Raw genomic sequence first — 22853 nt, forward strand, 5'->3', positions numbered from 1 at the left:
ACGGCTGGATGCGTTGGGCTTCGTGCCCTCCATGAGCCGCAAGGGCAACTGCTGGGACAACGCGGTGATGGAGCGCTTCTTCGGCGCACTGAAAAGCGAGTGGACCGACGCCCGGACCTACCGTACCCGCGAGGCCGCCCGACTGGATGTCGTGGAGTACATCGAAATGCAGTACAACAGCGTCCGACCCCACACGGCCCTGGGCCAACTTACCCCCCGGGAGTGGGAAAAGGCCGTTGCTTAGAGGGGTGTCCGTTCTCACTTGACCAGAACAACCCGACGTCACGAAGACGCAGAGCAGCCGGTTCTCTTGGGCTCAGAGATAGCGTGAAACGCGCGGCACGGCATCCAGCAGGTGGCGGGTGTAGTCGGCCTTCGGGTTGGCGAGCACCTCCGCGGTAGTACCGATCTCCTCCATGCGTCCGTCGTGCATCACCAGCATGCGGTCGGAGAAGTATTCCACCACGCCCATGTCGTGGGTGATGAAGATCATCGCCAGGCGTCTTTCCGCACGCAGCCGCCCGAGGATCTGCAGCACCTCGGCCTGCACCGAGACGTCCAGCGCACTGGTGACCTCGTCGCAGATGATCACGTCCGGGTCCAGCACCAGGGCCCGCGCGATGGCGATGCGCTGGCGCTGGCCGCCGGAAAACTCGTGGGGATAGCGCCACAGGGTGTCCTCCGGCAACGCCACCTGGTCGAGGACCCGACCGGCCAGGGCGATGCGTTCGTCCGTGTCCGTCCCGATGCCGTGCACCGCCATCGGCTCGGTCAGCAGCGTGAGCACGTTCAGGCGCGGATTCAGCGACGAGGCGGGGTCCTGGAACACCACCTGCAGGTGGCGCCGCAGCCGCCGCAGGGGCTTGCGCGGCATGCGCGTCAGCGACTCGCCGCGGTAGCGAATCTCGCCCCCGGTGGGTTCGATCAGGCGCAGGATCGCCCGCCCCAGCGTGGTCTTGCCGCAACCGGATTCCCCTACCACCGCCAGCACCTCGCCGTTCTCCAGGTCGAAACTGACGTCGTCCACCGCCCGGACCACATCGACCTGGCGGCGCATCAGCCCCTTCAGCACCGGGAAGTGCACCTGCAGACCGGAGACCTGCAGCAGGGCGTCGCGCCCCGCCCCCGGGACGGGCGGCAGCGGTGGCAGGTTCTCCGGCAGGGCCTGGATCAGCTTGCGGGTGTAGGCATCCTGCGGGTCGCGCAGCAGCGGCAGGCATTCGCCCTGCTCCACCAGCCGGCCCTCGCGCATCACCGCCACGCGGTCGGCCACCGAGGCCACCACGCCGAAGTCGTGGGTGATCAGCAGTACCGCCATGCCGTTCTTCTCGCGCAGGTGATCGATCAGCTTGAGGATCTCGGCCTGGATGGTCACATCCAGCGCGGTGGTCGGTTCGTCCGCAATCAGCAGGTCCGGCTCGGCGACCAGCGCCATCGCGATCATCACCCGCTGGCGCTGGCCGCCGGAGAGCTTGTGCGGATACTCGTCGCGGCGCTGTTCCGGGTTCGGCAGCTGCACCTCGCGCAGTACCTCCAGGGTGCGCGCGGCGCGTTGCTCCGGGCTCATCTGCGGGCGGTGCAGGCGCAGGACCTCCTCGATCTGGTCGCCCACGGTCAGCACCGGGTTCAGCGAGGTCATCGGTTCCTGGAAGATCATCCCGATCCGGTCGCCGCGGACCCGTTGCATCACCGCACCCGGCAGCCCCAGCAACTCCTGGCGCCCCTCGCGCCCGGCGAGCCAGACCTCGCCCGTGGGGCGTTCGAAGCCCTCGTCCAGCAGGCGCATGATGGCCAGCGCGGTAATCGACTTGCCGGAGCCCGATTCCCCGACCAGCGCGAACAGCTCGCCGCCGCGGATAGCGAAGCTCGCGCCCTCCACCAGAGGGGCCTCGGTGTCGCGATGGCGAATCTGCAGGTTGCGCACCTCCAGCATGCTCAGCGCACCCCGCCGCTGGTCGCGCCGCTGGCGCCGGCGCCGGCTGCCGGGCGCGCCCCGGCGTCGCGATTGGCGGTGCGCGCCGCCGAGCGGGCATGCGGGTCCACCGCGTCGCGCAAGGCCTCGCCGATCAGGTTGTAGGCGAACACGGTCAGGAAGATCGCCCCGCCCGGGAAGGCCGCCATCCACCAGTTGAAGGTCGAGCTTTGCACGGCCTGGTTCAGCATCTGGCCCCAGGAGGGATCATCGACCAGGCCCAGGCCCAGGAACGAAAGCGTCGCCTCGGCGAGGATCGCGGAGGCGACGCCGAAACTGGCGGCGACCAGGATCGGCGCGATCCCGTTCGGCAGCATGTGGCGGAACAGGATCGACGGCAGTGACAGCCCCGAGGCGATCGCCCCCTGCACGAAGTCCTGCTGGCGCAGGCGCAGGAACTCCGCCCGCACGTAGCGCGCGTAGCCGGACCACGACGTCAGGCCGATGATCAGCATCATCAGGTACAGCGAACGCCCGAAGAAGGCCACGAAGGTCAGCAGCAGGAACAGCGTCGGAATCGCCTCGAAGATCTCCACCAGGCGCATGCCGATCATGTCGACGATGCCCGAGAAGTAGCCCATGAGCCCGCCCAGGATCACCCCGATCCCCAGCGCGATGCCGGTGGCGATGAAGCCGATGGACAGCGCGATGCGCGAGGCATGGATCATGCGCGAGAGCACGTCCGCGCCGGTGTCGTCGGTGCCGAACCAGTGCACCCGGTCCGGGTCCTCGCGCGGGGCCTCCAGCCCGGTGTCGGCGTAGTCGCGCAGGTAGTCGCGCGGGGAATACGGGATCGGCGCGCGGATCACCGTCTGGTATTCGCCCATCCGCTCGGCCTCGCGGTACTGCTCGTGGATCACCAGCGACGGCGGCGAGACCGTCTGCCAGGCCACCACCGCCAGCACCGCACCGAGTACGGCCCACAGTCCGAAGCGCCGCCACGGGCGCCCGGGCAGCCGCCAGAAGACCAGCGCCAGCGCCAGCAGGCCGAACAGGGTCACGTCGGCCGCGGTCAGGTAGCGCAGGAACGGCATGGACCACGTGCCATCGGCGGTCTGGATCAGCAGCGGGTGGGACGTGGCCAGCACCGGCGCGAGGATCGCCACCAGCGTCAGCAGCGCGATCCAGCCGATCCCCAGGCGCGCGCCCCAGCGCAGCAGGACCTCGCCCACCACGCGCCGCGCCCAGGAACGGCTGCGGCGCCCGCCGGTTTCCGGGTTGGATCGGGCCTCAGTCATAGTTCACCCGCGGATCGACGATGGCATAGGCAAGATCGGCCAGAAGGTACCCCACCAGGGTGAGCAGGCCGGAGATCAGGGTGATCGACAGCACCAGTTCGCGATCGCGCGTCTGCACGGCCTCCACCGCCAGCTTGCCCATGCCGTCGATGGAAAAGATGGCCTCCACGATCACCGAGCCGGCCAGCAGCGAGGGCAGCAGGGTGGCCGACACGGTAATGAGCGGCAGCAGGGAGTTGCGGAACACGTGGCGCCACAGGACATCGTGCTCGGCGACGCCCTTGGCCCGCGCCGTGCGTGCATAGTCCGAGGTCAGGTTCTCCAGCACCGCCGAGCGCGACAGCTTGGCCAGGAACGCCAGCCCGCCGTAGGACAGACACAGCACCGGCAGCACCAGGTGCCAGGCACGGTCCAGCAGGAAGCCCGGCACGATCTCGCCCGGCGCCAGGCCCAGGGCCAGCGCCAGTCCCGCACCCAGCCCGAGGGTGCCCAGGTAGAAGCCGCGCAGCACGCCCCAGTCGCTGTGCGCCATCAGCCAGCCGACCGCGGCCCCGACGATCACGGCCACCCCGGTACTGACCATCCCGGCCACCGCCAGGTCGCGGAACATCAGCCAGCCACACAGCGCCCCGAACGCGGCCCCGATCCCGCCACGGATCAAGGCCGGCAGGGTACGGGCCAGGTAGATCCCCAGCGCCGCCCCGAGAAACGGCAGGATCAGCAGAAGCGGCAATGCCCAGACCACCTCCACCGTTGGCAGGAACGTCATATCCAGTGCCGCGCGCTGGCTGATGCCCCCGGTCGGGAACCACTGCCAGAACTGGTCGGAGGCGAAGAAGCCGATCATCAGCACGCCGGCCAGCATGGTCGGCACCGACCACAGGGCCAGCAGGACCACGCCGGATTGCGAGTCGAAGGCCTGGCCGTGCCGGGTCGCCGCCCGCACCCCCACCGCGACCGCAACGATATAGATCAGCGGGATCGACAGCACGTTCAGCAGCAGCGTGATCGGCAGACGCTCGGCGACCAGATCGGTCACCGGCCGCCCGTAGCGAAAACTGGTGCCCAGATCGGGGGCCTTGAAGTGCGGCCAGCCGGTCAGCGAGCCGTCCTCGTCCTGGGCAAAGCCGACCGGCGAGATATTGTTCAGCCAGCGTCCGAACTGCACCGGGGCCGGCTGATCCAGGCCATAGAGACGGTTGTAGTACTCCTCCATCGCCTTCTGCGCCTGCGGCTCCAGGCCCTGCCCCTCCACCAGGGTCAGGGCGCTGATGCCGCCGGGCGCGGCCGCCATCACGGCGAACACCACCACGGTGATGCCGAACAGGGTCGGCACCATCAGGATCATGCGGCGCAGGATGTAGGTCAGCATCGTGCGCGCCGGGTCCTTGTCGCTTCAGCTGCTGCGCGCATGAACCGCTACTGCCCGTGGCGCTGCTGTTCGAACGGGACGTAGATCTCCAGCGGCACCGCCCCGAGATTGAGCCCCAGCGCGGTCTGCTGCAGGTTCTGGATACGCCGGTCGATGAAGGCCAGCGTCTGGCGCCGCATCAGGAAGGTATACGGCTGGTCCTCGTGCAGGATGCGCTCGGCCTCGCGCCACAGCTCCATGCGCGCCGGCTCGTCGACCTCGCCGCGCGCCGCCTCGATGATCGCGTCCAGCTCGGGGTTCTGGTAGTGGATGAAGTTGTCGCCACCGGCGACGGTCTGGCTGGAGTGGAACATCTGGTAGATATCCACCTCGACGCCACTGGTCCAGCCGAGGGTAATCGCATCGAAGTCCTGGCGGCTGAGCTGCTCCAGCATCACCGACCACTCGGTCGGCGCCGGACGCATCTCGATCCCGGCCCGGGCATAGAGATCGCGCAGGAACAGCACGATGCGGCGGGTATCCTCGTTGTCCTGGAAGTACGCAAGCTCGAAGGAGAACGGCTCGCCATCCTCGTTCACCAGCACGCCATCGCGGTTGCGTTCGCGATAGCCGGCCTCGGCCAGCAGTTCCAGGGCCCGCTCGACGTCATAGGGGATCGGATCGAGATCCGGGTTGTGCTGATCGCTGCGCGGCGAGAAGGGCGAGATCGCCCGCTCGGCATACCCCAGCATGACCTCCTCGATCAGCCGGTCGACGTCGGCAAGATGGCTCATCGCCTTGCGTACCCGGGGATCGGCGAAGCGCGTTGGCTCCCCATCGCGGCGCTGGTTCCACGCGATGTAGGAATAACCGGCGGTGGGGCTCATGTACTCGTGGGTATCCGCGCGCTCGCGCAGCGCCTCGTCGTCGCGCAGTCGGGCGTACTCGCGCGGACGCGCGCCGTAGACATCGATATCGCGGTTGCGGAAGGTGGTCAGGCGCGCGCTGTCGTTCTGGATCACGCGCCACACCAACCGGTCCAGGGGTGGCTCCACCGGGCCCCAGTAGCGCGGGTTGCGCTCCAGCTCGATGCGGCCGGCATCCGGCGTCCATCCGGTCGGGTCCTCCAGGCGATACGGCCCGGACCCGAGCAGGATGCCGCGCGACTCGTTGAAGGTCTCCGGGTCATCGAGATAGCGCTCGTAGAAGTGCTTCGGCAATACGTCGAGCCCCCCGGCCACCCGCATCGCATCGAAGTACGGCTCCTCGAAGGTGAACCGGACCGTGCGCTCGTCCAGTGCTTCCACCGCCTCGACCTTCTCCAGGAAGGCACGCGCCCGCGGCACCGCGATGGCATCGGTCATCAGGAAATCAAAGGTGAATTCGATGTCGGCGGCCGTCAGCGGCTCCCCGTCGGAGAACTGTGGCCCGGAACGCAGGCGGAAGGTCAGCTCGGTCCCGCTGTCGTCGAACGCCCAGGACTCGGCCAGCAGGCCCTGCCATTCCAGGCTCTCCGGATCGCGCACCACCAGCGACTCCAGCACGTAGTTCTGCACCTCGGAGGCATAGGCATCCGAGGAGACATACGGCGTAATGGTGGCGAGCCCCGTGCCGAAAGCCTGCACCAGCCAGTCGCCCTCGGCGTAATCCTCCTGTTCCGCCGCCCGCGCCGCACGGCGGAAGGCCGACGGCACCTCGTCCGCCCGCGGGGCCTGACCGGCCTCCATGCCGGCGAAGCGCCCGGAGGCGAGATCCGCCTCCAGCCCCTGCAGGCTGCGCCGCAGAGCCCGCAGATCCCGGGCCTGCTCGCTCATGGTGTTCTGCATGGAGGCCATACGCTGCCACTGGCGGTCGATCTGGACCATCACCAGCAACAGCAGGATGCCCAGCACGATCAGGGTCACGATCCAACCAAAATGACGACTCACAAGGCCTCCGGGTTGTTGCGGTGGCGATCCGACGGCCCCGTTTCCGGGGCCGCGATCGGACGGTCGCCGGGACCGCCCATCTCGGGGAAACACCGGCACTATAGCAAGCCACCTGGCTCGGCTCATCGGGTGCTGGCCGCACTTGCGGCACATCGGTATGATCCGGGAGACAGTCGCGTCCGTCCCCGGTTCCGCCCGCGGCCGGACGCCGTCGAGACGACCCGCCCGGGTGCGTCGGCACGGATCCGAACCAAGGAGTTTCAAATGGGTTTTCTGAAGGGCAAGCGCGCACTGATCGTCGGCGTTGCCAGCAACCGTTCCATCGCCTACGGCATTGCCGCGGCCATGCACCGCGAGGGCGCCGAACTCGCCTTCACCTACCAGAACGAACGGCTGCGCGATCGCGTCGAGAAGCTGGTCGCGGATTTCGATTCCGACATCCTCGTCCCCTGCAACGTGGAAGACGACCGCGAGATCGAACAGGTCTTCGAACACCTGGACAACTACTGGGACGGCATCGACATCCTGGTGCACTCGGTGGCCTTCGCACCCAAGGAGCAACTGGAGGGCGACTTCCTCGACAACATGACCCGCGACGGCTTCCGCATCGCGCACGACGTCAGCTCCTACAGCCTTGCGGCCTTTGCCAAGGCCGGCCGCGCGATGATGAAGGATCGCGACGCCTCCATCCTTACCCTCAGCTATCTGGGTGCCGAACGCTCGATGCCCAACTACAACGTGATGGGCCTCGCCAAGGCGAGTCTGGAGGCGAACGTCCGCTATCTGGCCTATACGCTGGGGCCGGAGAGCACCCGGGTGAACGCGATCTCCGCCGGCCCGATCCGCACCCTCGCGGCCTCCGGAATCGGCGAGTTCAAGCGCATCCTGGATCACGTGGAGGCGAATGCGCCGCTTCGGCGCAACGTGACCACCGAACAGGTCGGGAACGCCGGCGCCTTCCTCTGCTCCGATCTCGCCTCCGGCATCACCGGCGAGATCATGTATGTCGACTCCGGCTACAACACGGTTGGCCTGGGCGCGGCCGAGATCGGCCTCGACAAGTAGGTCGCCGGCTTCCCGCCCCGTCAGGGGCGAGAACGTAAAAAAGCCCGGCCCGCGCAAGCGGAGCCGGGCTTTTTTGCCTGCGGGCCTCAATACCGTACACGCGAGCCCACGCCGGGGGTCACATCAGCCGTCGGACCACAGAAAGGCGCCTCGTCTGTGGTGAAAAGGCTGTTTGTCCTTCCCTTCTTCGTGCCTTCGTGTGCTTCGTGGTGCAAACGCCCTTGACCTTTACACTCGGCGCTTGAAGCTAGTCGAGCGCCTCCGGGAAGCGCTTGATGTCGGCCTGGTCTTCCAGCCAGGCCAGATAGGCCCGGAACTCGGCACTCCCGTAGGCATTGCCAAGCTGGTCGCGCGCCTGCTGCCGGGCGGCGGCATCGGCGATGTCATCGCCCATGCGCACCTGTTCCAGCACGGTCACCGCGAAGTCGCCATCCCCGACCCGGGCGCCGGCGATCTCCACCGCATTCTCGCCCGGGGCCGGCAGACGGAACAGGTGATCCTGCAACCCGGTCGGCAGCTCGGTCGCACGTTCGCGTGTCACCTCGACCGAACGACTCCAGTCGCCGTTCTCGTCCGCCTCCGCGGTCCAGTCGTCCGCTGCGTGCAGGCGCTCGATCAACGCCTCGCCGGCCTCGCGGGCGGCATCGGCGGCCGCCTGGCGCTGCAGGCGCTGGCGAATCTCGTCTGCCACCTCGGCCAGCGGGCGCACCTCGGAAGGCTCGTGTTCTTCGACGCGCAGGATCACGGTGGAGCCATCCTGCAGGTCGATTGCCTCGCTGTTATGGCCGTCCTCCAGCACCCGCGGATTGAAGGCCGCATTGCGAATCGCGCGGTGACGGGCGATGCCATCCCCGGAGCCGCGGGAGAACCAGCCACTGCTCTGGATCTCCAGTCCCGTCGCATCGGCGGCCGGTTCCAGGCTGTCCGGGAATTCGATCGCCAGGGCCATCAGGTCGTCCAGAGCGTCGATCTGCATCTGCTCGGCGGTGCGGTCACGCAGATCCTGCTCGACCTCGTCGCGGACCTCCTCGAATGGCTGCGGCTGGGCCTCCTGGATATCGGTGACCTCGAGGATGAACCAGCCGCGATCGGTGCGCACCGGCTGGCTGATCAGGTCCTGCGGCAAGGTAAAGATGATGGTCTCCAGCGTGGAGTCCAGGTCCCCGCGGGCGATCTCGCCCAGGCGCCCGCCACGGTCGGCGGTCAGGCTGTCCTCCGAGTGTTCCTCGGCCAGTTCGGCAAAGTCCTCGCCGGCATCCAGGCGCTCGCGCAGCTCGCGGATGCGGGCCTCGCCCTCCTCGCTCGTATCCTGGATACGGATCTGGCGCACCTCGCGCAGCTCCGGTTCCTCGTAGCGGCTGCGATTCACCCGATAGTGCTCGAGCACCTCTTCCTCGGTGACGTCGACCCCGGCCTCCAGCCCCGCCGGGTCCAGGCGCAGATAGTTCACGCGCACCCGTTCGGTCGTGGTGAACTCGCCCGGGTTGGCCTCGTAATAGTCCTGAATGGCGTCATCGTCGACCACATCCGGGCGGTCGAAGTCGTCCGCGGAGAAGATCGTCCAGCTTGCGACCCGGGTCTGGTTGCGCAGGCGGCTGTAGTCCTCCACCAGGGCCTCCGGGACCACGCCGGTGGCCTGGATACCACGCTGGATCTGCGACATGACGATGCTGCGCGCGATGTCCTGCTCGAAGTCTGCCGGACTGATGCGCTGGGCATTCAGCAACTGACTGTACCGCTCACGGCTGAAGCGCCCCTCTTCCTGGAACACCGGCATGCCCCGAATCTCGCGCAGGACGCTGTCGCCGGCGGCCTTGAACCCGGCGGAGTCGGCAGCCTGGCGCAGCAGCTCCTGGCGGATCAGGGTCTCCATGGCCTGCAGCCGGATGCCCTGCTCGTCGAGCACATCGGCCGGGATCTCGCCGCCGAACATGCGGGCCATCTCGTCGCGCTGGGCGCGGGCCTCCTGGTGCACGTCGCGCACCGCGATATCCGTGCCGTTTACCTCGGCCGCCACCAGCGGCCCGGCACCGCCGAAGTACTCGCCCAGGCCCCACAGGGCAAAGGGGATGGTGATCAGGCCGATGATCACATAGGCGAGCCAGCCGCTCGCCCGGTCACGAATTGCTTGCAACATGATGGTCTCTGCTCACTCCGCCGTGGAGAGGAAATCGGGAATCAGCGGCCGATGGTAGCAGGCGCGCCCGCGCACGTCTGCGCCTGAACCACCCACCACGAACCACACGAAGCAGGCCAAGGGCGTTTACAGGAAGATCAGAAGACTGGAAGGCGAGTTGGTGAAAACCTGAACTTCTGGACTGGCGTCCAGGTATGAAGCCGTGCGGACTCGCGGGGCCGGGACCGCCTGGTGTGGGGGCCCGCCTCGTCGTGGCCGGCGCGGAGCCCGGGGCGCTGCGTCCGAAGCTCCGTCACGAGGACAGCGCCCGCCCCGCATTCCCAAGATTCCTTTTCAGGGGTTCTTCCGTCCTTCCCATCTTCCTGTCGATTGATCTTGACCTTGATCCGGCCCTCCTTCGTGTCTTCGTGTGCTTCGTGGTGGCCCAAAAAAGAAAAAGGCGCCACAAGGGCGCCTTTCTCGGAGATGGCGGAGCGGACGGGACTCGAACCCGCGACCCCCGGCGTGACAGGCCGGTATTCTAACCAGCTGAACTACCGCTCCTAATTATTGCAGTGCAACCAGGGTCAGGGTTGCACTTGGTGGGTGCTGACGGGTTCGAACCGCCGACATTCGCCTTGTAAGGGCGACGCTCTACCAACTGAGCTAAGCACCCGATAAAGCGCGCTAGTTTACTCGATCCTTGAGCGCTTTACCAGCCTTGAACGAAGGCGTTTTCGATGCGGCAATCTGAATGGTCTGGCCGGTACGCGGGTTGCGGCCGGTGCGGGCTTCGCGCTCGCGCACCAGGAAGGTACCAAAGCCAACCAGGGAGACCTGGTCACCCTTGGCCAGGGTATCGCCAACAACACTCACCATGGCATCCACGATCCGGCCGGCCTGGGCCTTGGGGACATCGGCTTCCGCCGCGATCGCGTCGATCAATTCGGATTTATTCATGAAGCGCTTCCTTATCTCAGTGGTGACTCAGGCTTTCTGCCGGACGGGGCCTAGCTTACACCAGCCCCGGGCCTTTTCTCCATGGCCCGGTGGCTACCCTCGGCGAGAAATCAGATGATGCGGTTGGGGTTATAGCAAGCCCCCCGAAAACGAGTCAAACGCCGTTCGGCACGGGCCCGCGAACGGGTGTGACGCGGCGCACAAAAAAACCGCGGGAACCGGTCAACCCGGTGCCCGCGGTTTTCTGAGGATTACAACTGCTTAGTGATGCCGAACCCGCCGGCGACCGGATTCCTTGGCCGGCTTGACGACCTCCTCGACCTTCTCCGGGACCTCGCCCGCCTTGCCTTCCGGCATATGCGTCAGGGCCACCTCGAGCACCTCGTCGATCCAGCGCACCGGACGAATATCGAGCTTCTGCTTGATGTTCTTCGGGATGTCGACCAGGTCCTTCTCGTTCTCTTCCGGGATCAGGACCGTGCGGATGCCACCGCGATGGGCCGCCAGCAGCTTCTCCTTGAGCCCGCCAATCGGCAGGACCTGACCCCGCAGGGTGATCTCGCCGGTCATGGCGACGTCCGCACGCACCGGGATCCCGGTCAGCGCCGAGACGATTGCCGTGCACATGCCGATCCCGGCCGAGGGACCGTCCTTGGGCGTAGCGCCTTCCGGCACGTGGATGTGCAGGTCCTTCTTCTCGTGGAAGTTCTCTTCCAGCCCCAGGGCCTCGGCGCGCGAGCGCACCACGGTCAGGGCGGCGTGGATGGACTCCTGCATCACGTCGCCAAGCTTGCCGGTCTGCTGGGTCTTGCCCTTGCCCGGGACCACGCTGGCCTCGATGGTCAGCAGCTCGCCACCGACCTCGGTCCAGGCCAGGCCAGTCACCTGCCCGATCTGGTCGTTCTCCTCGGCCAGGCCGAAGCGGAAACGGCGCACGCCCAGGTACTTCTCGAGCGTCTTCGGCGTGACCGAAGTGGTCCGTGCCCGCTCCTTCTCGCTGGCCAGGAGACGCTGCTTGGCCACCTTGCGGCAGACCTTGGCGATCTCGCGCTCCAGCGAGCGCACGCCGGCTTCGCGGGTGTAGTAGCGCACGATGTCGCGCACCGCGGCATCGGAGATCTGGATCTCCGATGCCTTCAGGCCGTTGGCCTTGATCTGCTTGTCCAGCAGATAGTTGTGCGCGATATTGACCTTCTCGTCCTCGGTATAGCCGGACAGACGGATGACCTCCATCCGGTCCAGCAGCGGCCCGGGGATGTGCATGCTGTTGGCCGTGGCCACGAACATCACGTCGGACAGGTCGAAATCGACCTCCAGGTAGTGGTCGCTGAAGGTGTGGTTCTGTTCCGGGTCCAGCACCTCGAGCATCGCCGAAGCCGGATCACCACGGAAGTCCATCGCCATCTTGTCGATTTCGTCCAGAAGGAACAGCGGGTTGCGCACCCCGACCTTGGCCAGGTTCTGGATGATCTTGCCCGGCAACGAGCCGATATAGGTACGGCGGTGGCCACGGATCTCGGCCTCGTCACGCACCCCGCCCAGCGCCATGCGCATGAACTTGCGATTGGTCGCACGCGCGATGGACTGCCCCAGGGAGGTCTTGCCGACCCCGGGCGGACCCACCAGGCACAGGATCGGTCCCTTCAGCTTGCGCACGCGGGACTGCACCGCGAGGTATTCGAGGATGCGTTCCTTGACCTCCTCCAGGCCGTAGTGGTCCTCGTTGAGGATCTTCTCGGCACGCGCCAGGTCCTTGCTGACCCGCGTCTTCTTCTTCCACGGGACATTGACCAGCCAGTCGATGTAGCTGCGCACGACGGTGGCCTCGGCCGACATCGGCGACATCATCTTCAGCTTGTTCAGCTCGGCGGTAGCCTTCTTCTTGGCCTCCTCCGGCATTCCTGCCTTCTCGATCTTCTCGGCCAGGTCTTCCTGTTCGTTCGGCGCGTCCTCGAGATCACCCAGCTCCTTCTGAATAGCCTTCATCTGCTCATTCAGGTAGTACTCGCGCTGGGACTTCTCCATCTGCTGCTTCACGCGGCCGCGGATCTTCTTCTCGATCTGCAGCACGTCCATCTCGCCCTCGATCTTGGCGACCAGGTGCTCCAGGCGTTCGCGCACGTTGGCGATCTCGAGGACCTGCTGCTTCTCCTCGAGCTTCAGCGACATGTGCGCGGCGATGGTGTCGGCCAGACGCGAGGTATCGTCGATCCCGGCCAGCGAGGTCAGGATCTCCGGCGGGACCTTCTTGTTCAGCTTGATGTACTGCTCGAACTGGTTCAGCGCGGAACGGCCGAGGACCTCGAGTTCCTTGTCCTCGGTGTCGTATTCCTCGTCGATCAACCGGATGTCGGAGACAAAGTAGTCCTCCTCCTTCTCGGCATCGCCGGTGGTGGAAACATCCATCACGCGGGCGCGCTGAGCCCCCTCCACCAGCACCTTGATGGTGCCATCGGGCAGGCGCAGCAGCTGCAGGATATTGCCGAGGGTGCCGATCTCGTGCAGGTCGCCCGCCTCGGGCTCGTCGACCTCGGCGCTCTTCTGCGCGACCAGCAGGACCTGCTTGTTCTCGGCCATGGCCGAATCCAGCGCGCGGATCGACTTCTCGCGACCCACGAACAGCGGGATGACCATGTGCGGATAGACCACGACATCGCGCAGCGGCAGCACCGCGACGCGCTTGACGGGGGGGTCCACCTCGTTCTGGGAGGAGTGAGTATCGGTCATGTTGCCCCCTCAGGGCTGGACGAATGTACAGGAGGAAGTGGGGGCGGCGGCGCCCATTTCAAGGGCGCCGCGACACTTCCGCTCAGGAATCCGCGGCCGCCTGCTTCTTGACGAACGAGTCGTTCTCGTACACCAGGTACGGCTCGGCATCGCCGCGGATCACCGCCTCGTCGATCACCACCTTGCTGACCCCTTCCATGGACGGCAGTTCGTACATGGTGTCGAGCAGGATGTTCTCCATAATGGTGCGCAGGCCGCGGGCGCCGGTCTTGCGCTCCATCGCCTTGTGGGCAATCGCGGACAGTGCGTCGTCGCGGAATTCCAGCTCCACGCCTTCCATCTCGAACAGGCGGGCGTACTGCTTGACCAGGGCGTTCTTCGGCTGGGTCAGGATGGTGATCAGCGCATCCTCGTCCAGCTCGTCCAGGGTTGCCTGCACCGGCAGGCGACCCACGAACTCGGGGATCAGGCCGTAGCGCACCAGGTCGTCGGCCTCCAGCTGCTTGAGCCACTGACCACCGGACTTCGCCGCCTCGGTGGTACGCAGCTCGGCGCCAAAGCCGATGCCGCCCTTCTCGGCGCGCTGCTGAATGACCTTCTCCAGCCCGGAGAAGGCCCCGCCGCAGATGAACAGGATATTGCTGGTGTCCACCTGCAGGAATTCCTGTTGCGGGTGCTTGCGCCCGCCCTGCGGCGGCACCGAGGCGGTGGTGCCCTCGATCAGCTTCAGCAGGGCCTGCTGCACGCCCTCGCCCGAGACGTCACGGGTGATGGAGGGGTTGTCCGACTTGCGCGAAACCTTGTCGATCTCGTCGATATAGACGATGCCGTTCTCGGCCTTCTCGACGTCGTAATCGCACTTCTGCAGCAGCTTCTGGATGATGTTCTCGACATCCTCGCCCACGTAGCCGGCCTCGGTCAGGGTCGTGGCGTCGGCGATCGTGAACGGGACATTGAGTACCCGCGCCAGGGTCTCGGCCAGCAGCGTCTTCCCGGACCCGGTGGGGCCGATCAGCATGATGTTCGACTTGGACAGCTCGACTTCGTCCTTGCCGGCCTTGGCCTGCAGGCGCTTGTAGTGGTTGTACACCGCCACCGAGAGGATCTTCTTGGCGGAGTTCTGCCCGATCACGTAATCGTCCAGGATCGCGCGGATCTCGTGCGGGGTCGGCAGGGAATCGCGTTCGGCGTGGCCGGCCTCCTGCATCTCTTCGCGGATGATGTCGTTGCACAGCTCGACGCACTCGTCGCAGATGAATACGGATGGCCCGGCGATCAGCTTGCGCACCTCGTGCTGGCTCTTTCCGCAGAAAGAACAGTACAGGAGCTTGCCGTCGGCGGAAGGGGTGGTTTCGTCGCTCATCCGTTTGCCTCGGTTGCGATTTCAGTGTTCTTCAGAACATGCCCCGTTTGCCTGCGGGATGCAAACGAGCCAAGCAGAAGTCCGGTCTTGAGGCCCCACCCCGGAGTGGGTTCCGGGGCGCGGTTGCGAACGATGCGGACTCAATCGTTCGCGGAGTCGCGATGGGTCAGCACGTGGTCGATCAGCCCGTATTCCTTGGCATCGGTCGCGGTCAGGAAACGGTCGCGATCGGTGTCCTGCTCGATCTTCTCGATCGGCTGGCCGGTGTGGTGGGCCAGCACGCGGTTCAGCTCATCGCGGATCTTCAGGATCTCGCGGGCGTGGATATCAATATCCGACGCCTGACCCTGGAAGCCGCCCAGGGGCTGGTGGATCATCACCCGCGAGTGCGGCAGCGAATGCCGCTTGCCGGGGGCACCACCCGCCAGCAGCACGGCACCCATGCTGGCCGCCTGGCCCACGCAAAGGGTGCTGACCTCGGGCTTGATGAACTGCATGGTGTCGTAGATCGCCATGCCGGCGGTGACCGCACCACCCGGGGAATTGATGTACAGGCTGATCTCCTTGTCCGGGTTTTCCGACTCGAGGAACAGCAGCTGGGCCACGATGACGTTGGCCATGTAGTCCTCGACCGGACCCACGCAGAAGATGACCCGGTCCTTCAGCAGGCGGGAGTAGATGTCGTAGGCGCGCTCGCCGCGGGCGGTCTGCTCGACCACCATCGGGACGAGGTTCAGGCCCTGGGCATGCTGCGCGCCCTGGTCGGCCATGTCGTGGCTCATTCAGTCGACTCCTTGTTCGGATTCATCACGTCCTGGAAGCTGGTTTCCTTCTCGGTAACCTTGGCTTGATCGACCACCCAGTCGACCACCTGGTCTTCCAGCACCAGTGACTCCAGGTTGCTCTTGGCCTGGGGATTGGAGCGGTAGTAGTTCTTCACCTCTTCCGGGTCCTCGTAGGTCGCGGCCATCTCCTCGAGATCGCGCTCGACCCGCTCGGCGTCCACCTCGAAGCCCTTCTGCTCGATGATGGCCCGCAGTGCCAGGCCCAGACGGACACGGCGCTTGGCCTCGTCCTCGAACAGGCTGTCCGGCAGCGGCTGGGTCTGTTCGGCCCCGCCAAAGCGCTTTTCGGCCTCTTCGCGCAGACGGTTGATCTCCGACTTCACCAGGGCGTCCGGCAGATCGAAGCCGTGCTTCTCGACCACGGCCTCCAGCACCTGCTGCTTGACGCGGCCCTTCAGGGCCTGGCGCAGTTCCCGTTCCATATTGGACCGCACATCGGCGCGAAGTTTCTCGACCGAGCCGTCCTCGATGCCGAATTTCTTCGCGAATTCCTCGTCCACCTCCGGCAGCTTGGGCCCCTCGACCTGCTTGATGGTCAGGGCGAACTGCGCGGTCTGGCCCTTCAGGTTCTCCGCCGGATAGTCCTCGGGGAAGGTGACGTCGATGGTCGGTTCCTCGCCGGCCTTCACGCCCTTGAGCTGCTTCTCGAAGTCCTCGATCAGACGCCCGGCGCCCACTTCGACCTGAAAGTCCTCGGCCTTGCCGCCCTCGAACTCCTCGCCGTTCAGGCTACCAACGAAGTCCAGGGTTACCCGGTCGCCCTTCTTGGCCTTGCGCTTGACCTCGGCCCACTCCTTGTTCTGCTCGCGCAGGGAATCGATCACGCGATCGATGTCCTCGTCGCCCACCTCGGCCTTCGGGCGCTCGATCTCGACGTCGGAGAAATCGGCCACCTCGACCTCCGGGAACACCTGGAAGCTGGCGGTGAACTCGATGGCGTCGCCGCCCTCCAGGTTGGTCGGCTCGATACTCGGGTTGCCGGCCGGCTCCAGACCTTCCTGCTGCACCGCCTCGCGGTAGCTCTCCTGCAGGACCTCGCTCAGCACTTCCTGGTAGACACCGGTGCCATAGCGCTGGCGCACCACCTTCAGCGGGACCTTGCCCGGGCGGAAACCGTCCAGCTTGACCCTCTTGGCCAGGGACTTCAGGCGATTGTCGACCTCGGTGTCGACCCGCTCGGAGGGGACCTGGATGGTCATCTTGCGTTCCAGGTTGCCGGTGGCTTCAACAGAAACTTGCATGGAGGGCCTCGTCATAGTTCGGATATCGGTCATCCCTGCCGATCGCAGTGGTAACCTTCATGGCTTTTCGAAATGCGGACAGTGGTGCGAAAGGAGAGACTCGAACTCTCACGGGTTTTACCCCACTGGGACCTAAACCCAGCGCGTCTACCAGTTCCGCCACTTTCGCGATCTTGCAGAAAACTCTTGTTGCGTTCGCGCGTTAGCCGCGCATTCTAGCGTGTTCCCCGCCCACAAACACAAAAGGCCCGCATGAACGGGCCCATGTGCCGGCGCGGGGACCGGAGAATAATGGTGGGTCGTGTAGGATTCGAACCTACGACCAATTGGTTAAAAGCCAACTGCTCTACCAACTGAGCTAACGACCCTTTTCGGTTCGGCCCGGAGCGAACACCTGGATCGCCCTGGCCGTTGCAAAGTCGAAGGCCCGGGATCGCCGGGCCTCCAGTGCCGCGTAGTTTACGGCGCGACGGGGAAAACGCAAGACGCGCCCCCGTCGCTACGCCATCAGATGGCTTCCAGCTTGCGCATGCCACCCGGCAGCAGCTTCATGTCCACCAGTGAGGTAATCAGCGCCTTGCCGAAGCTGGCCTCGTCTTCGTAGACCATCTTGTAGTACTGGATCTTCATGGTCAGTGCGGCGCCAAAGACGATCATGATGAACGTCAGGAAGCCGCCCAGCGCGAGGGTGGAGATCCCGGTGATGCCCTGACCGATGGTGCAGCCCATCGCCAGCACGCCGCCGAACCCCATCAGGATCGCGCCGATGAAGTGGTTGACGAAGTCACGCACGGAGGCGAACCACTCGAAACGGAACGCACGGGTGACCAGCGCCCAGAACAGGGAACCGAGGATTACGCCGGCCAGCGCCATCACGCCGAAGTACAGAACGGTGTTGTCAAACCCGGTCGACACGTAGCGCAGGCTCTGACCCATCGGGTTGATGAAGGTGAACGACTGGTTGGCCCAGGGGCCGCCCTCGGCCGGACGTTCGGCATCCGCCGGCGCCACGAAGTCCCAGTCGGACACATAGGCCTGCGGGGTGTAGGTGTCCATGCCGTCGTCGATCTGGATGTTGCTGGTCAGCCACCAGGCGCCCAGCACCATCAGGCCGATTACCAGCCCGCCGAGGATGTTGTCGAAGCTCTTGCGGAAGTCGGCGGCCTTGAAGATCAGGGCCAGCAGCAGCACGCCGATCACCAGACCCAGCACCAGGCGCGCGGTCAGGCCGTTCTCTTCACCGGCCACGAGCGTGCCCAGATCCTGGCCCGCCGGGGTGGAGATCGCCAGCGCGGTGGTCCAGTCCATGAACAGCAGGGAGTACAGGGTGTCGGAGGTGCCCGGCAGCGGGCGCACCATGTAGAAGGCGATGATCGCGATCACGATCAGCACCATCAGCGACTTGATGTTGCCGCCGCCCACGCGGACCAGGGTCTTGTTCCCGCAGCCGGAGGCGTAGGTCATGCCGATCCCGAACAGGAAGCCGCCCAGGGCGTGCTCGACCCACTGGAACTCGCTCATGCGGTAGTTCGGGAAGGAGCCGTCGGCGCTCAGCACCCCGAAGAACTCGAGGATGGCCACACCCAGCATGGCCACGGCGATCGCCAGCAGCCAGGAGCGCATACGCCCGGTATCACCCATGTTCACCCAATCGGAGACGGCGCCCATGGTGCAGAAGTTGGTCTTGTTCGCCACGGCCCCCATGATGAAGGCGAGGATGAACGCCCCACCGAGGAACGCCATCGCGGCAGTTGAAAAACTGGAGAATTCCATCACGTATCCTCTCGACGAAAGATTTCAGGGCAGGCCTGCACCCACGGGGTGCGCAGCATACATCGGACGACTAGACGATATCGACCCCATTTTAATTCCGGGCTCGCGAATACCCGCCTCCGGGGCACCGCGCATGCGCCGGCACGGCGTCAGGACGGGGCGTAGCGGGTGGGATCCGGCACACCGGCGGCGGCAAAGCCCTCGCGCCGGATACGGCAACTGTCGCAGCGCCCGCAGGCCCGGCCGTCCGCATCGGCCTGGTAGCAGCTGACGGTCCGGCTGTAGCCCACCCCCAGACGGCTGCCCGCCTGGATGATCTCGGCCTTGGACAGGTGCATCAGCGGCGCCCGCACCTCCCACGGCGCGCCCTCCACACCACTGCGGGTCGCCACCCGGGCGAGATTCTGGAAGGCGTCGATGAAGGCCGGCCGGCAGTCGGGATACCCGGAATAGTCCACCGCATTGGCACCGACATACAGCAGACGCGCGTCCAGGGTCTCGGCCAGCCCCAGCGCCAGCGAGAGGAACACCGTGTTGCGCGCGGGTACGTAGGTTACCGGGATACCCTCGGTCGGGGCCGTGGGCACCTCGATCGCGGTGTCCGTCAGCGCGGAACCGCCGATGGCGCTCAGGTCCACCGGCACCACGCGGTGGTCGGTCACGCCCTGGTCCGCGGCGACCCGCCGCGCGGCCTCCAGCTCGGTCCGGTGGCGCTGTCCATAGTCGATGGACAGGGCGTGGCACTCCAGGCCCTCGGCACGTGCCATCGCCAGGCAGGTCGCCGAGTCGAGCCCGCCCGAGAGCAGCACTACAGCCTTCTCCGCACGCCCGTCCATGTCAGCGCCCCGGCTGATCGCCCCAGAGGAGCTTGTGCAACTGGACCTGGAAGCGCACCGGGACGCGTTCGGCCACGATCCAGTCCGCGAGGGTTCGCGGCTCCAGTTCGCCAAATACCGGCGAGAACAGGACCTCGACCTCCGGGTCCAGGCCCAGGCGGTCCAGCTCGGCCCGGGCCCAGTCGAAGTCCTCGCGCCCGGCCAGCACGAACTTCAGCTGATCGCCGGCCTTCAGCCGGGGGATGTTCGCGGCGAGATTACGCGCGGATTCGCCGGACGCCGGCGCCTTCCAGTCCATCACGATGGCCACCCGGGGGTCGACCCCGGCCACCTCCATGGCCCCGCTGGTCTCCAGCGAGACCGCGAACCCGGCATCGCACAGGGCCTCCATTAGCGGCAGACAGCCCGGTTGCGCCAACGGCTCGCCACCGGTCACGCAGACATGCCGGACGGCGGTGCGCCCGACCCAGTCCAGGACGGTCGGCAGCATCAGTGCCTCGCCGCCCTCGAAGGCGTATTCGCTGTCACACCAGCGACAGCGCAGGGGACAGCCGGTCAGGCGGACAAAGGCGGTGGGCCAGCCGACCTGCGCCGCCTCCCCCTGAAGGGAGACGAACATCTCGCTGATCCGGAGCCGCACGGATGCCGGGTCGGCCACCCCCGTGCCCCGGGCGTCACGCAACGGGGCGGTGGTCATTGGGCGCGGTCGATCCGCTGCAGGCGCTCGCGGGCCAGGCGGTCGAGCGTGGTACCGCCATAGTCGGCACGCACCGCTTCCAGCGCCTCGCGGGCCGCGTCGAAGTTCTCCAGCTCGTACTGGGAATACCCGATCTTCAGCAGGGCATCGCCACTCTTGTCGCTTTCGGGGAAGTCCTCGCGCAGACGCTGGAAGTCCTCCAGCGCGGCCTCGAATTCCCCGCTGGCGTACTTGGCCTCGGCCAGCCAGTACCAGGCGTTCGCGGTAAAGCTCCCGTCCGGGTAGTCCTCGATGAACCGCTCCAGCTTGCGCATCGCGGTGGTGTAGTCCCCCGCCATCAGATTATCGAAGGCGTCCTGGTAGGCGGCCTGTTCGTCGGCCTCCGGCAGATCCAGGTCGACGACCTCCTCGCGCGGGGCCGCCTCCGGCGCCGCCGCCCCGCCCTCGACGGCGGCCACCCGCTCGTCCAGGTGGCGAAACTGGTCGCGCTGGCGGGTGCTCAGGCGGTTCACCTCGTGGCGCAGGGTCTCCACCTCGCCGCGCAGCTCGCGCAGGTCCCGGTTCAGTGACTCGGAGACCTGCAGCAGCTCGTTCATCGCGCTGGAATCCAGCACGCGCTCGATGCGCTCCAGACGACGATCCAGCTGGCGGATCTGCGACTGGGTCGCGAACACCGTGTCGTCCTGGGCCCCGGCCGTCCCCGGCATCAGGGCCAGCGGGATCAGGATCATGGTCGCGGCCAGCATGGCTGCGGGGAGAAGGCCCGAAGGTCCCGGGCACCGAAACAGAAATGCCCCCGAGGGGGCATTTCCGCAAGACGTGTCGAACTGTGATGGCATCTCGTGTCCCGTCGCTCAGCGCCGGGATTCGTAGACCAGCTCGACCCGGCGATTCTTGGCCCAGGCCTCCTCGTTCTGCTGGAAGGCCACCGGCATCTCCTCACCATAACTGATGACCTCGAGCTGGTCATCCGAGGCGCCGTTGAGATTCAGCACCCGGCGCACCGACTGCGCGCGGCGTTCGCCCAGAGCCAGGTTGTACTCGCGCGTGCCGCGCTCGTCGGTATGCCCCTCCAGGCGCATGCGCGCGCCCGGGTTCTGCGACAGGTAGGCGGCATGCGCCTCCAGCATCGGCATGAATTCGGACTTCACCTCGTCACGGTCAAAGTCGAAGTACACCAGACGCTCGGCCAGCGGGCTGTCCGGGTCGTCCAGGGCGGCGGCATCGAACTCCCGGTCGCGGCCGATGCCGCGGGCCTCGGCGGCCTCGCGTTCGGCCCGCTCCTGCTCGGCGGCGGCCTCGCGTTCGGCGGCGCGCTCGGCATCCTCGGCATCGCGGGTCGGCGTGGCACAGGCCGACAGGGCCGCGATCACCACGGCGGCAAGGGTCAGACGAAACAGGTTGTTCATGATGTTGGTTCCTCGCGAGAAGGTGATAGTCAAAGGGTCCGAAAATCAGTTCAGGGGTGACCAGGCCGGCTCGCGCACCTCGCCTTCGCGGGCCGCCAGTCGCTGGTGCACCTGGCCGTCGCGGCTGACGGAACCGAGCACGCCTCGCCCCCCATCCGTCATGGCATAAAGAATCATGCTGCCATTGGGTGCAAAGCTTGGCGATTCTGCATCGCGTCCGTCCGTGAGCTGCGTCACACGGCGGTCATCCAGATCGAGACGGGCCAGCTGAAATCCGCCATCACCCCCGTGTACGTACACAAGCGAACGTCCATCCGGGGAGATCGTGGCGGCCGCCGCATAACCACTCTCGAAGGTGAGCCGGCGCGCGCTGCCACCCCCGACCGGCTGGGCATAGATCTGCGGGGCACCCGCACGATCCGAGGTGAAATAGATCGTCTGGCCGTCGGGCGACCAGACCGGCTCGGTCTCAATAGCGCTGGAACGCGTGACCTGGCGCAGATCCCCGGAGGCCAGGTCCATCACATAGATATTCGGCGAACCGTCCCGCGACAGGCTGAGCGCCAACTGGCGACCGTCCGGCGACCAGGCCGGCGCACTGTTGATGCCGGTAAAACTGGCGATGCGACTGCGCTCGCCGGTCTCCACGTTCTGGCGAAAGACCTCGGAGCGGCGGTTCTCGAACGAGACGTACACGAGCTCGCGCCCGTCCGGGGACCACTCCGGCGACATGATCGGATCCTCGGAACGGAACAGCGTGCGCGGGTTGGCGCCATCGGAGTCCGCAACCTCCAGACGGAACACGCGCGAGTCGTTCCGGCGTTCGACGCTCACGAAGGCAATGCGCGCGCTGAAGGCGCCCGGGTCACCGGTAATCTGCTCGTAGACGATATCCGACACGCGATGGGCGCCACGCCGGAGCATGTCCGCCGGCACCGGGATGCGCCAGCCGCCCAGGCGCTCCTCCGCCAGCACATCGAAGACGTGGAATTCCACGATCACGTTGTCGCCGTCCCGGCGCTTGGAGCCCACCACCAGGTACTCCATGCCGGCGTCGGCCCAGGGCTGCGCGATGAAGTCGGCCGGGCCCGAGGGGGCCCGCGGCAGCCCCTCGCGCTCGACGTCGAACAGCCCGCTGCGGGTCAGGTTCGCCGCCAGGATCCGGCTGACGTCCTCGTCCGGGCGCCCCTCACCTTCCCAGGTGAATGGGGCCACGGCCACCGGAATGGCCCCGGTCACCCCCTCGGTCACCGTCACTTCCAGCACCGCGTGGGCCTGCGCCGACCACAGCAGTGCCAGTCCCAGCAGCATCGCGTGAATCATTCGTTGCAT

18 protein-coding genes and 4 tRNA genes are annotated in these 22853 nt (G+C 66.4%); 2 read left to right on the forward strand and 20 right to left on the reverse strand.

Going from position 1 to position 22853, the window contains the following annotated elements; genetic code table 11:
• The coding region (locus F572_RS0102835; RefSeq protein WP_018158394.1) for an integrase core domain-containing protein at positions 1-244 on the forward strand (244 nt) is incomplete at its 5' end.
• Between the two features lie 72 nt (positions 245-316).
• Here the strand turns inward: F572_RS0102835 and F572_RS0102840 are convergent.
• From F572_RS0102840 to F572_RS0102855, 4 genes are read right to left on the reverse strand one after another with little or no spacing between them, the layout of a single operon-like run.
• The gene (locus F572_RS0102840) at positions 317-1933 is read right to left on the reverse strand and encodes an ABC transporter ATP-binding protein (RefSeq protein WP_017940831.1); all 1617 of its coding nucleotides are present in this window, start codon (positions 1931-1933) and stop codon (positions 317-319) included.
• 2 nt (positions 1934-1935) lie between these two features.
• The gene (locus F572_RS0102845) at positions 1936-3210 is read right to left on the reverse strand and encodes an ABC transporter permease (RefSeq protein ID WP_017940832.1); all 1275 of its coding nucleotides are present in this window, start codon (positions 3208-3210) and stop codon (positions 1936-1938) included.
• A complete protein-coding gene (locus tag F572_RS0102850; protein WP_017940833.1) occupies positions 3203-4582 on the reverse strand; it encodes an ABC transporter permease in 1380 nt (459 codons plus the stop codon). The genes F572_RS0102845 and F572_RS0102850 overlap by 8 nt, the downstream gene beginning before the upstream one ends.
• A 47-nt stretch (positions 4583-4629) precedes the next feature.
• On the reverse strand, positions 4630-6489 hold the full coding sequence (locus F572_RS0102855) for a peptide-binding protein (protein ID WP_018158395.1): 1860 nt from the start codon (positions 6487-6489) through the stop codon (positions 4630-4632).
• A gap of 264 nt (positions 6490-6753) precedes the next feature.
• Here F572_RS0102855 and F572_RS0102860 point away from each other — a divergent pair, with 264 nt between their 5' ends.
• Positions 6754-7554 carry an enoyl-ACP reductase gene (locus tag F572_RS0102860; protein WP_017940835.1) on the forward strand — a complete coding sequence of 267 codons (801 nt, stop codon included), beginning with the start codon at positions 6754-6756 and terminating at the stop codon, positions 7552-7554.
• A gap of 247 nt (positions 7555-7801) precedes the next feature.
• Here the strand turns inward: F572_RS0102860 and F572_RS0102865 are convergent, their stop codons facing one another.
• The 16 genes from F572_RS0102865 to tolB all read right to left on the reverse strand — a co-directional run bounded on the left by F572_RS0102865 (position 7802) and on the right by tolB (position 22853).
• On the reverse strand, positions 7802-9691 hold the full coding sequence (locus tag F572_RS0102865; protein ID WP_017940836.1) for a SurA N-terminal domain-containing protein: 1890 nt from the start codon (positions 9689-9691) through the stop codon (positions 7802-7804).
• A 466-nt stretch (positions 9692-10157) separates the two neighbouring features.
• Positions 10158-10234: transfer RNA gene (locus F572_RS0102870), tRNA-Asp, on the reverse strand.
• Positions 10235-10270: 36 nt separating this feature from the next.
• Positions 10271-10346, reverse strand: a tRNA-Val gene (locus tag F572_RS0102875).
• A gap of 11 nt (positions 10347-10357) precedes the next feature.
• Complete coding sequence (locus F572_RS0102880; protein WP_017940837.1) at positions 10358-10630, reverse strand: HU family DNA-binding protein; 273 nt, start codon at positions 10628-10630, stop codon at positions 10358-10360.
• Between the two features lie 261 nt (positions 10631-10891).
• Positions 10892-13357 (reverse strand): endopeptidase La, encoded by a 2466-nt coding sequence (lon, locus tag F572_RS0102885; protein WP_017940838.1) that lies wholly within the window; start codon positions 13355-13357, stop codon positions 10892-10894.
• An 82-nt stretch (positions 13358-13439) separates the two neighbouring features.
• Positions 13440-14720, reverse strand: a complete 1281-nt coding sequence (gene clpX / locus F572_RS0102890; RefSeq protein ID WP_017940839.1) for an ATP-dependent Clp protease ATP-binding subunit ClpX — start codon at positions 14718-14720, stop codon at positions 13440-13442.
• Positions 14721-14860: 140 nt separating this feature from the next.
• The gene (gene clpP, locus F572_RS0102895) at positions 14861-15502 is read right to left on the reverse strand and encodes an ATP-dependent Clp endopeptidase proteolytic subunit ClpP (RefSeq protein WP_017940840.1); all 642 of its coding nucleotides are present in this window, start codon (positions 15500-15502) and stop codon (positions 14861-14863) included.
• Entirely contained in the window at positions 15499-16806 is a 1308-nt protein-coding gene (gene tig, locus F572_RS0102900) for a trigger factor (protein WP_017940841.1), read from the reverse strand. Before tig ends, clpP begins: the two co-directional genes overlap by 4 nt.
• Before the next feature lie 82 nt (positions 16807-16888).
• Positions 16889-16975, reverse strand: a tRNA-Leu gene (locus F572_RS0102905).
• A 123-nt stretch (positions 16976-17098) separates the two neighbouring features.
• Positions 17099-17174, reverse strand: a tRNA-Lys gene (locus F572_RS0102910).
• A gap of 139 nt (positions 17175-17313) precedes the next feature.
• Entirely contained in the window at positions 17314-18579 is a 1266-nt protein-coding gene (locus F572_RS0102915; RefSeq protein WP_038034009.1) for a YeeE/YedE family protein, read from the reverse strand.
• A gap of 149 nt (positions 18580-18728) precedes the next feature.
• A complete protein-coding gene (gene queC / locus F572_RS0102920) occupies positions 18729-19415 on the reverse strand; it encodes a 7-cyano-7-deazaguanine synthase QueC (RefSeq protein WP_017940843.1) in 687 nt (228 codons plus the stop codon).
• Position 19416: 1 nt separating this feature from the next.
• Entirely contained in the window at positions 19417-20112 is a 696-nt protein-coding gene (queE, locus tag F572_RS0102925) for a 7-carboxy-7-deazaguanine synthase QueE (RefSeq protein WP_017940844.1), read from the reverse strand.
• Positions 20109-20858, reverse strand: coding sequence for a tol-pal system protein YbgF (gene ybgF / locus F572_RS0102930; protein ID WP_017940845.1), 750 nt, complete (start codon positions 20856-20858; stop codon positions 20109-20111). The genes queE and ybgF overlap by 4 nt, the downstream gene beginning before the upstream one ends.
• Positions 20859-20966: 108 nt before the next feature.
• The gene (pal, locus tag F572_RS0102935) at positions 20967-21521 is read right to left on the reverse strand and encodes a peptidoglycan-associated lipoprotein Pal (RefSeq protein WP_017940846.1); all 555 of its coding nucleotides are present in this window, start codon (positions 21519-21521) and stop codon (positions 20967-20969) included.
• Positions 21522-21566: 45 nt separating this feature from the next.
• Positions 21567-22853: a Tol-Pal system beta propeller repeat protein TolB gene (gene tolB / locus F572_RS0102940; protein ID WP_038034010.1), complete on the reverse strand. Its 1287-nt coding sequence runs from the start codon at positions 22851-22853 to the stop codon at positions 21567-21569.

This window comes from Thioalkalivibrio sp. ALE14 (genome assembly GCF_000376845.1).
Taxonomy (GTDB): domain Bacteria; phylum Pseudomonadota; class Gammaproteobacteria; order Ectothiorhodospirales; family Ectothiorhodospiraceae; genus Thioalkalivibrio.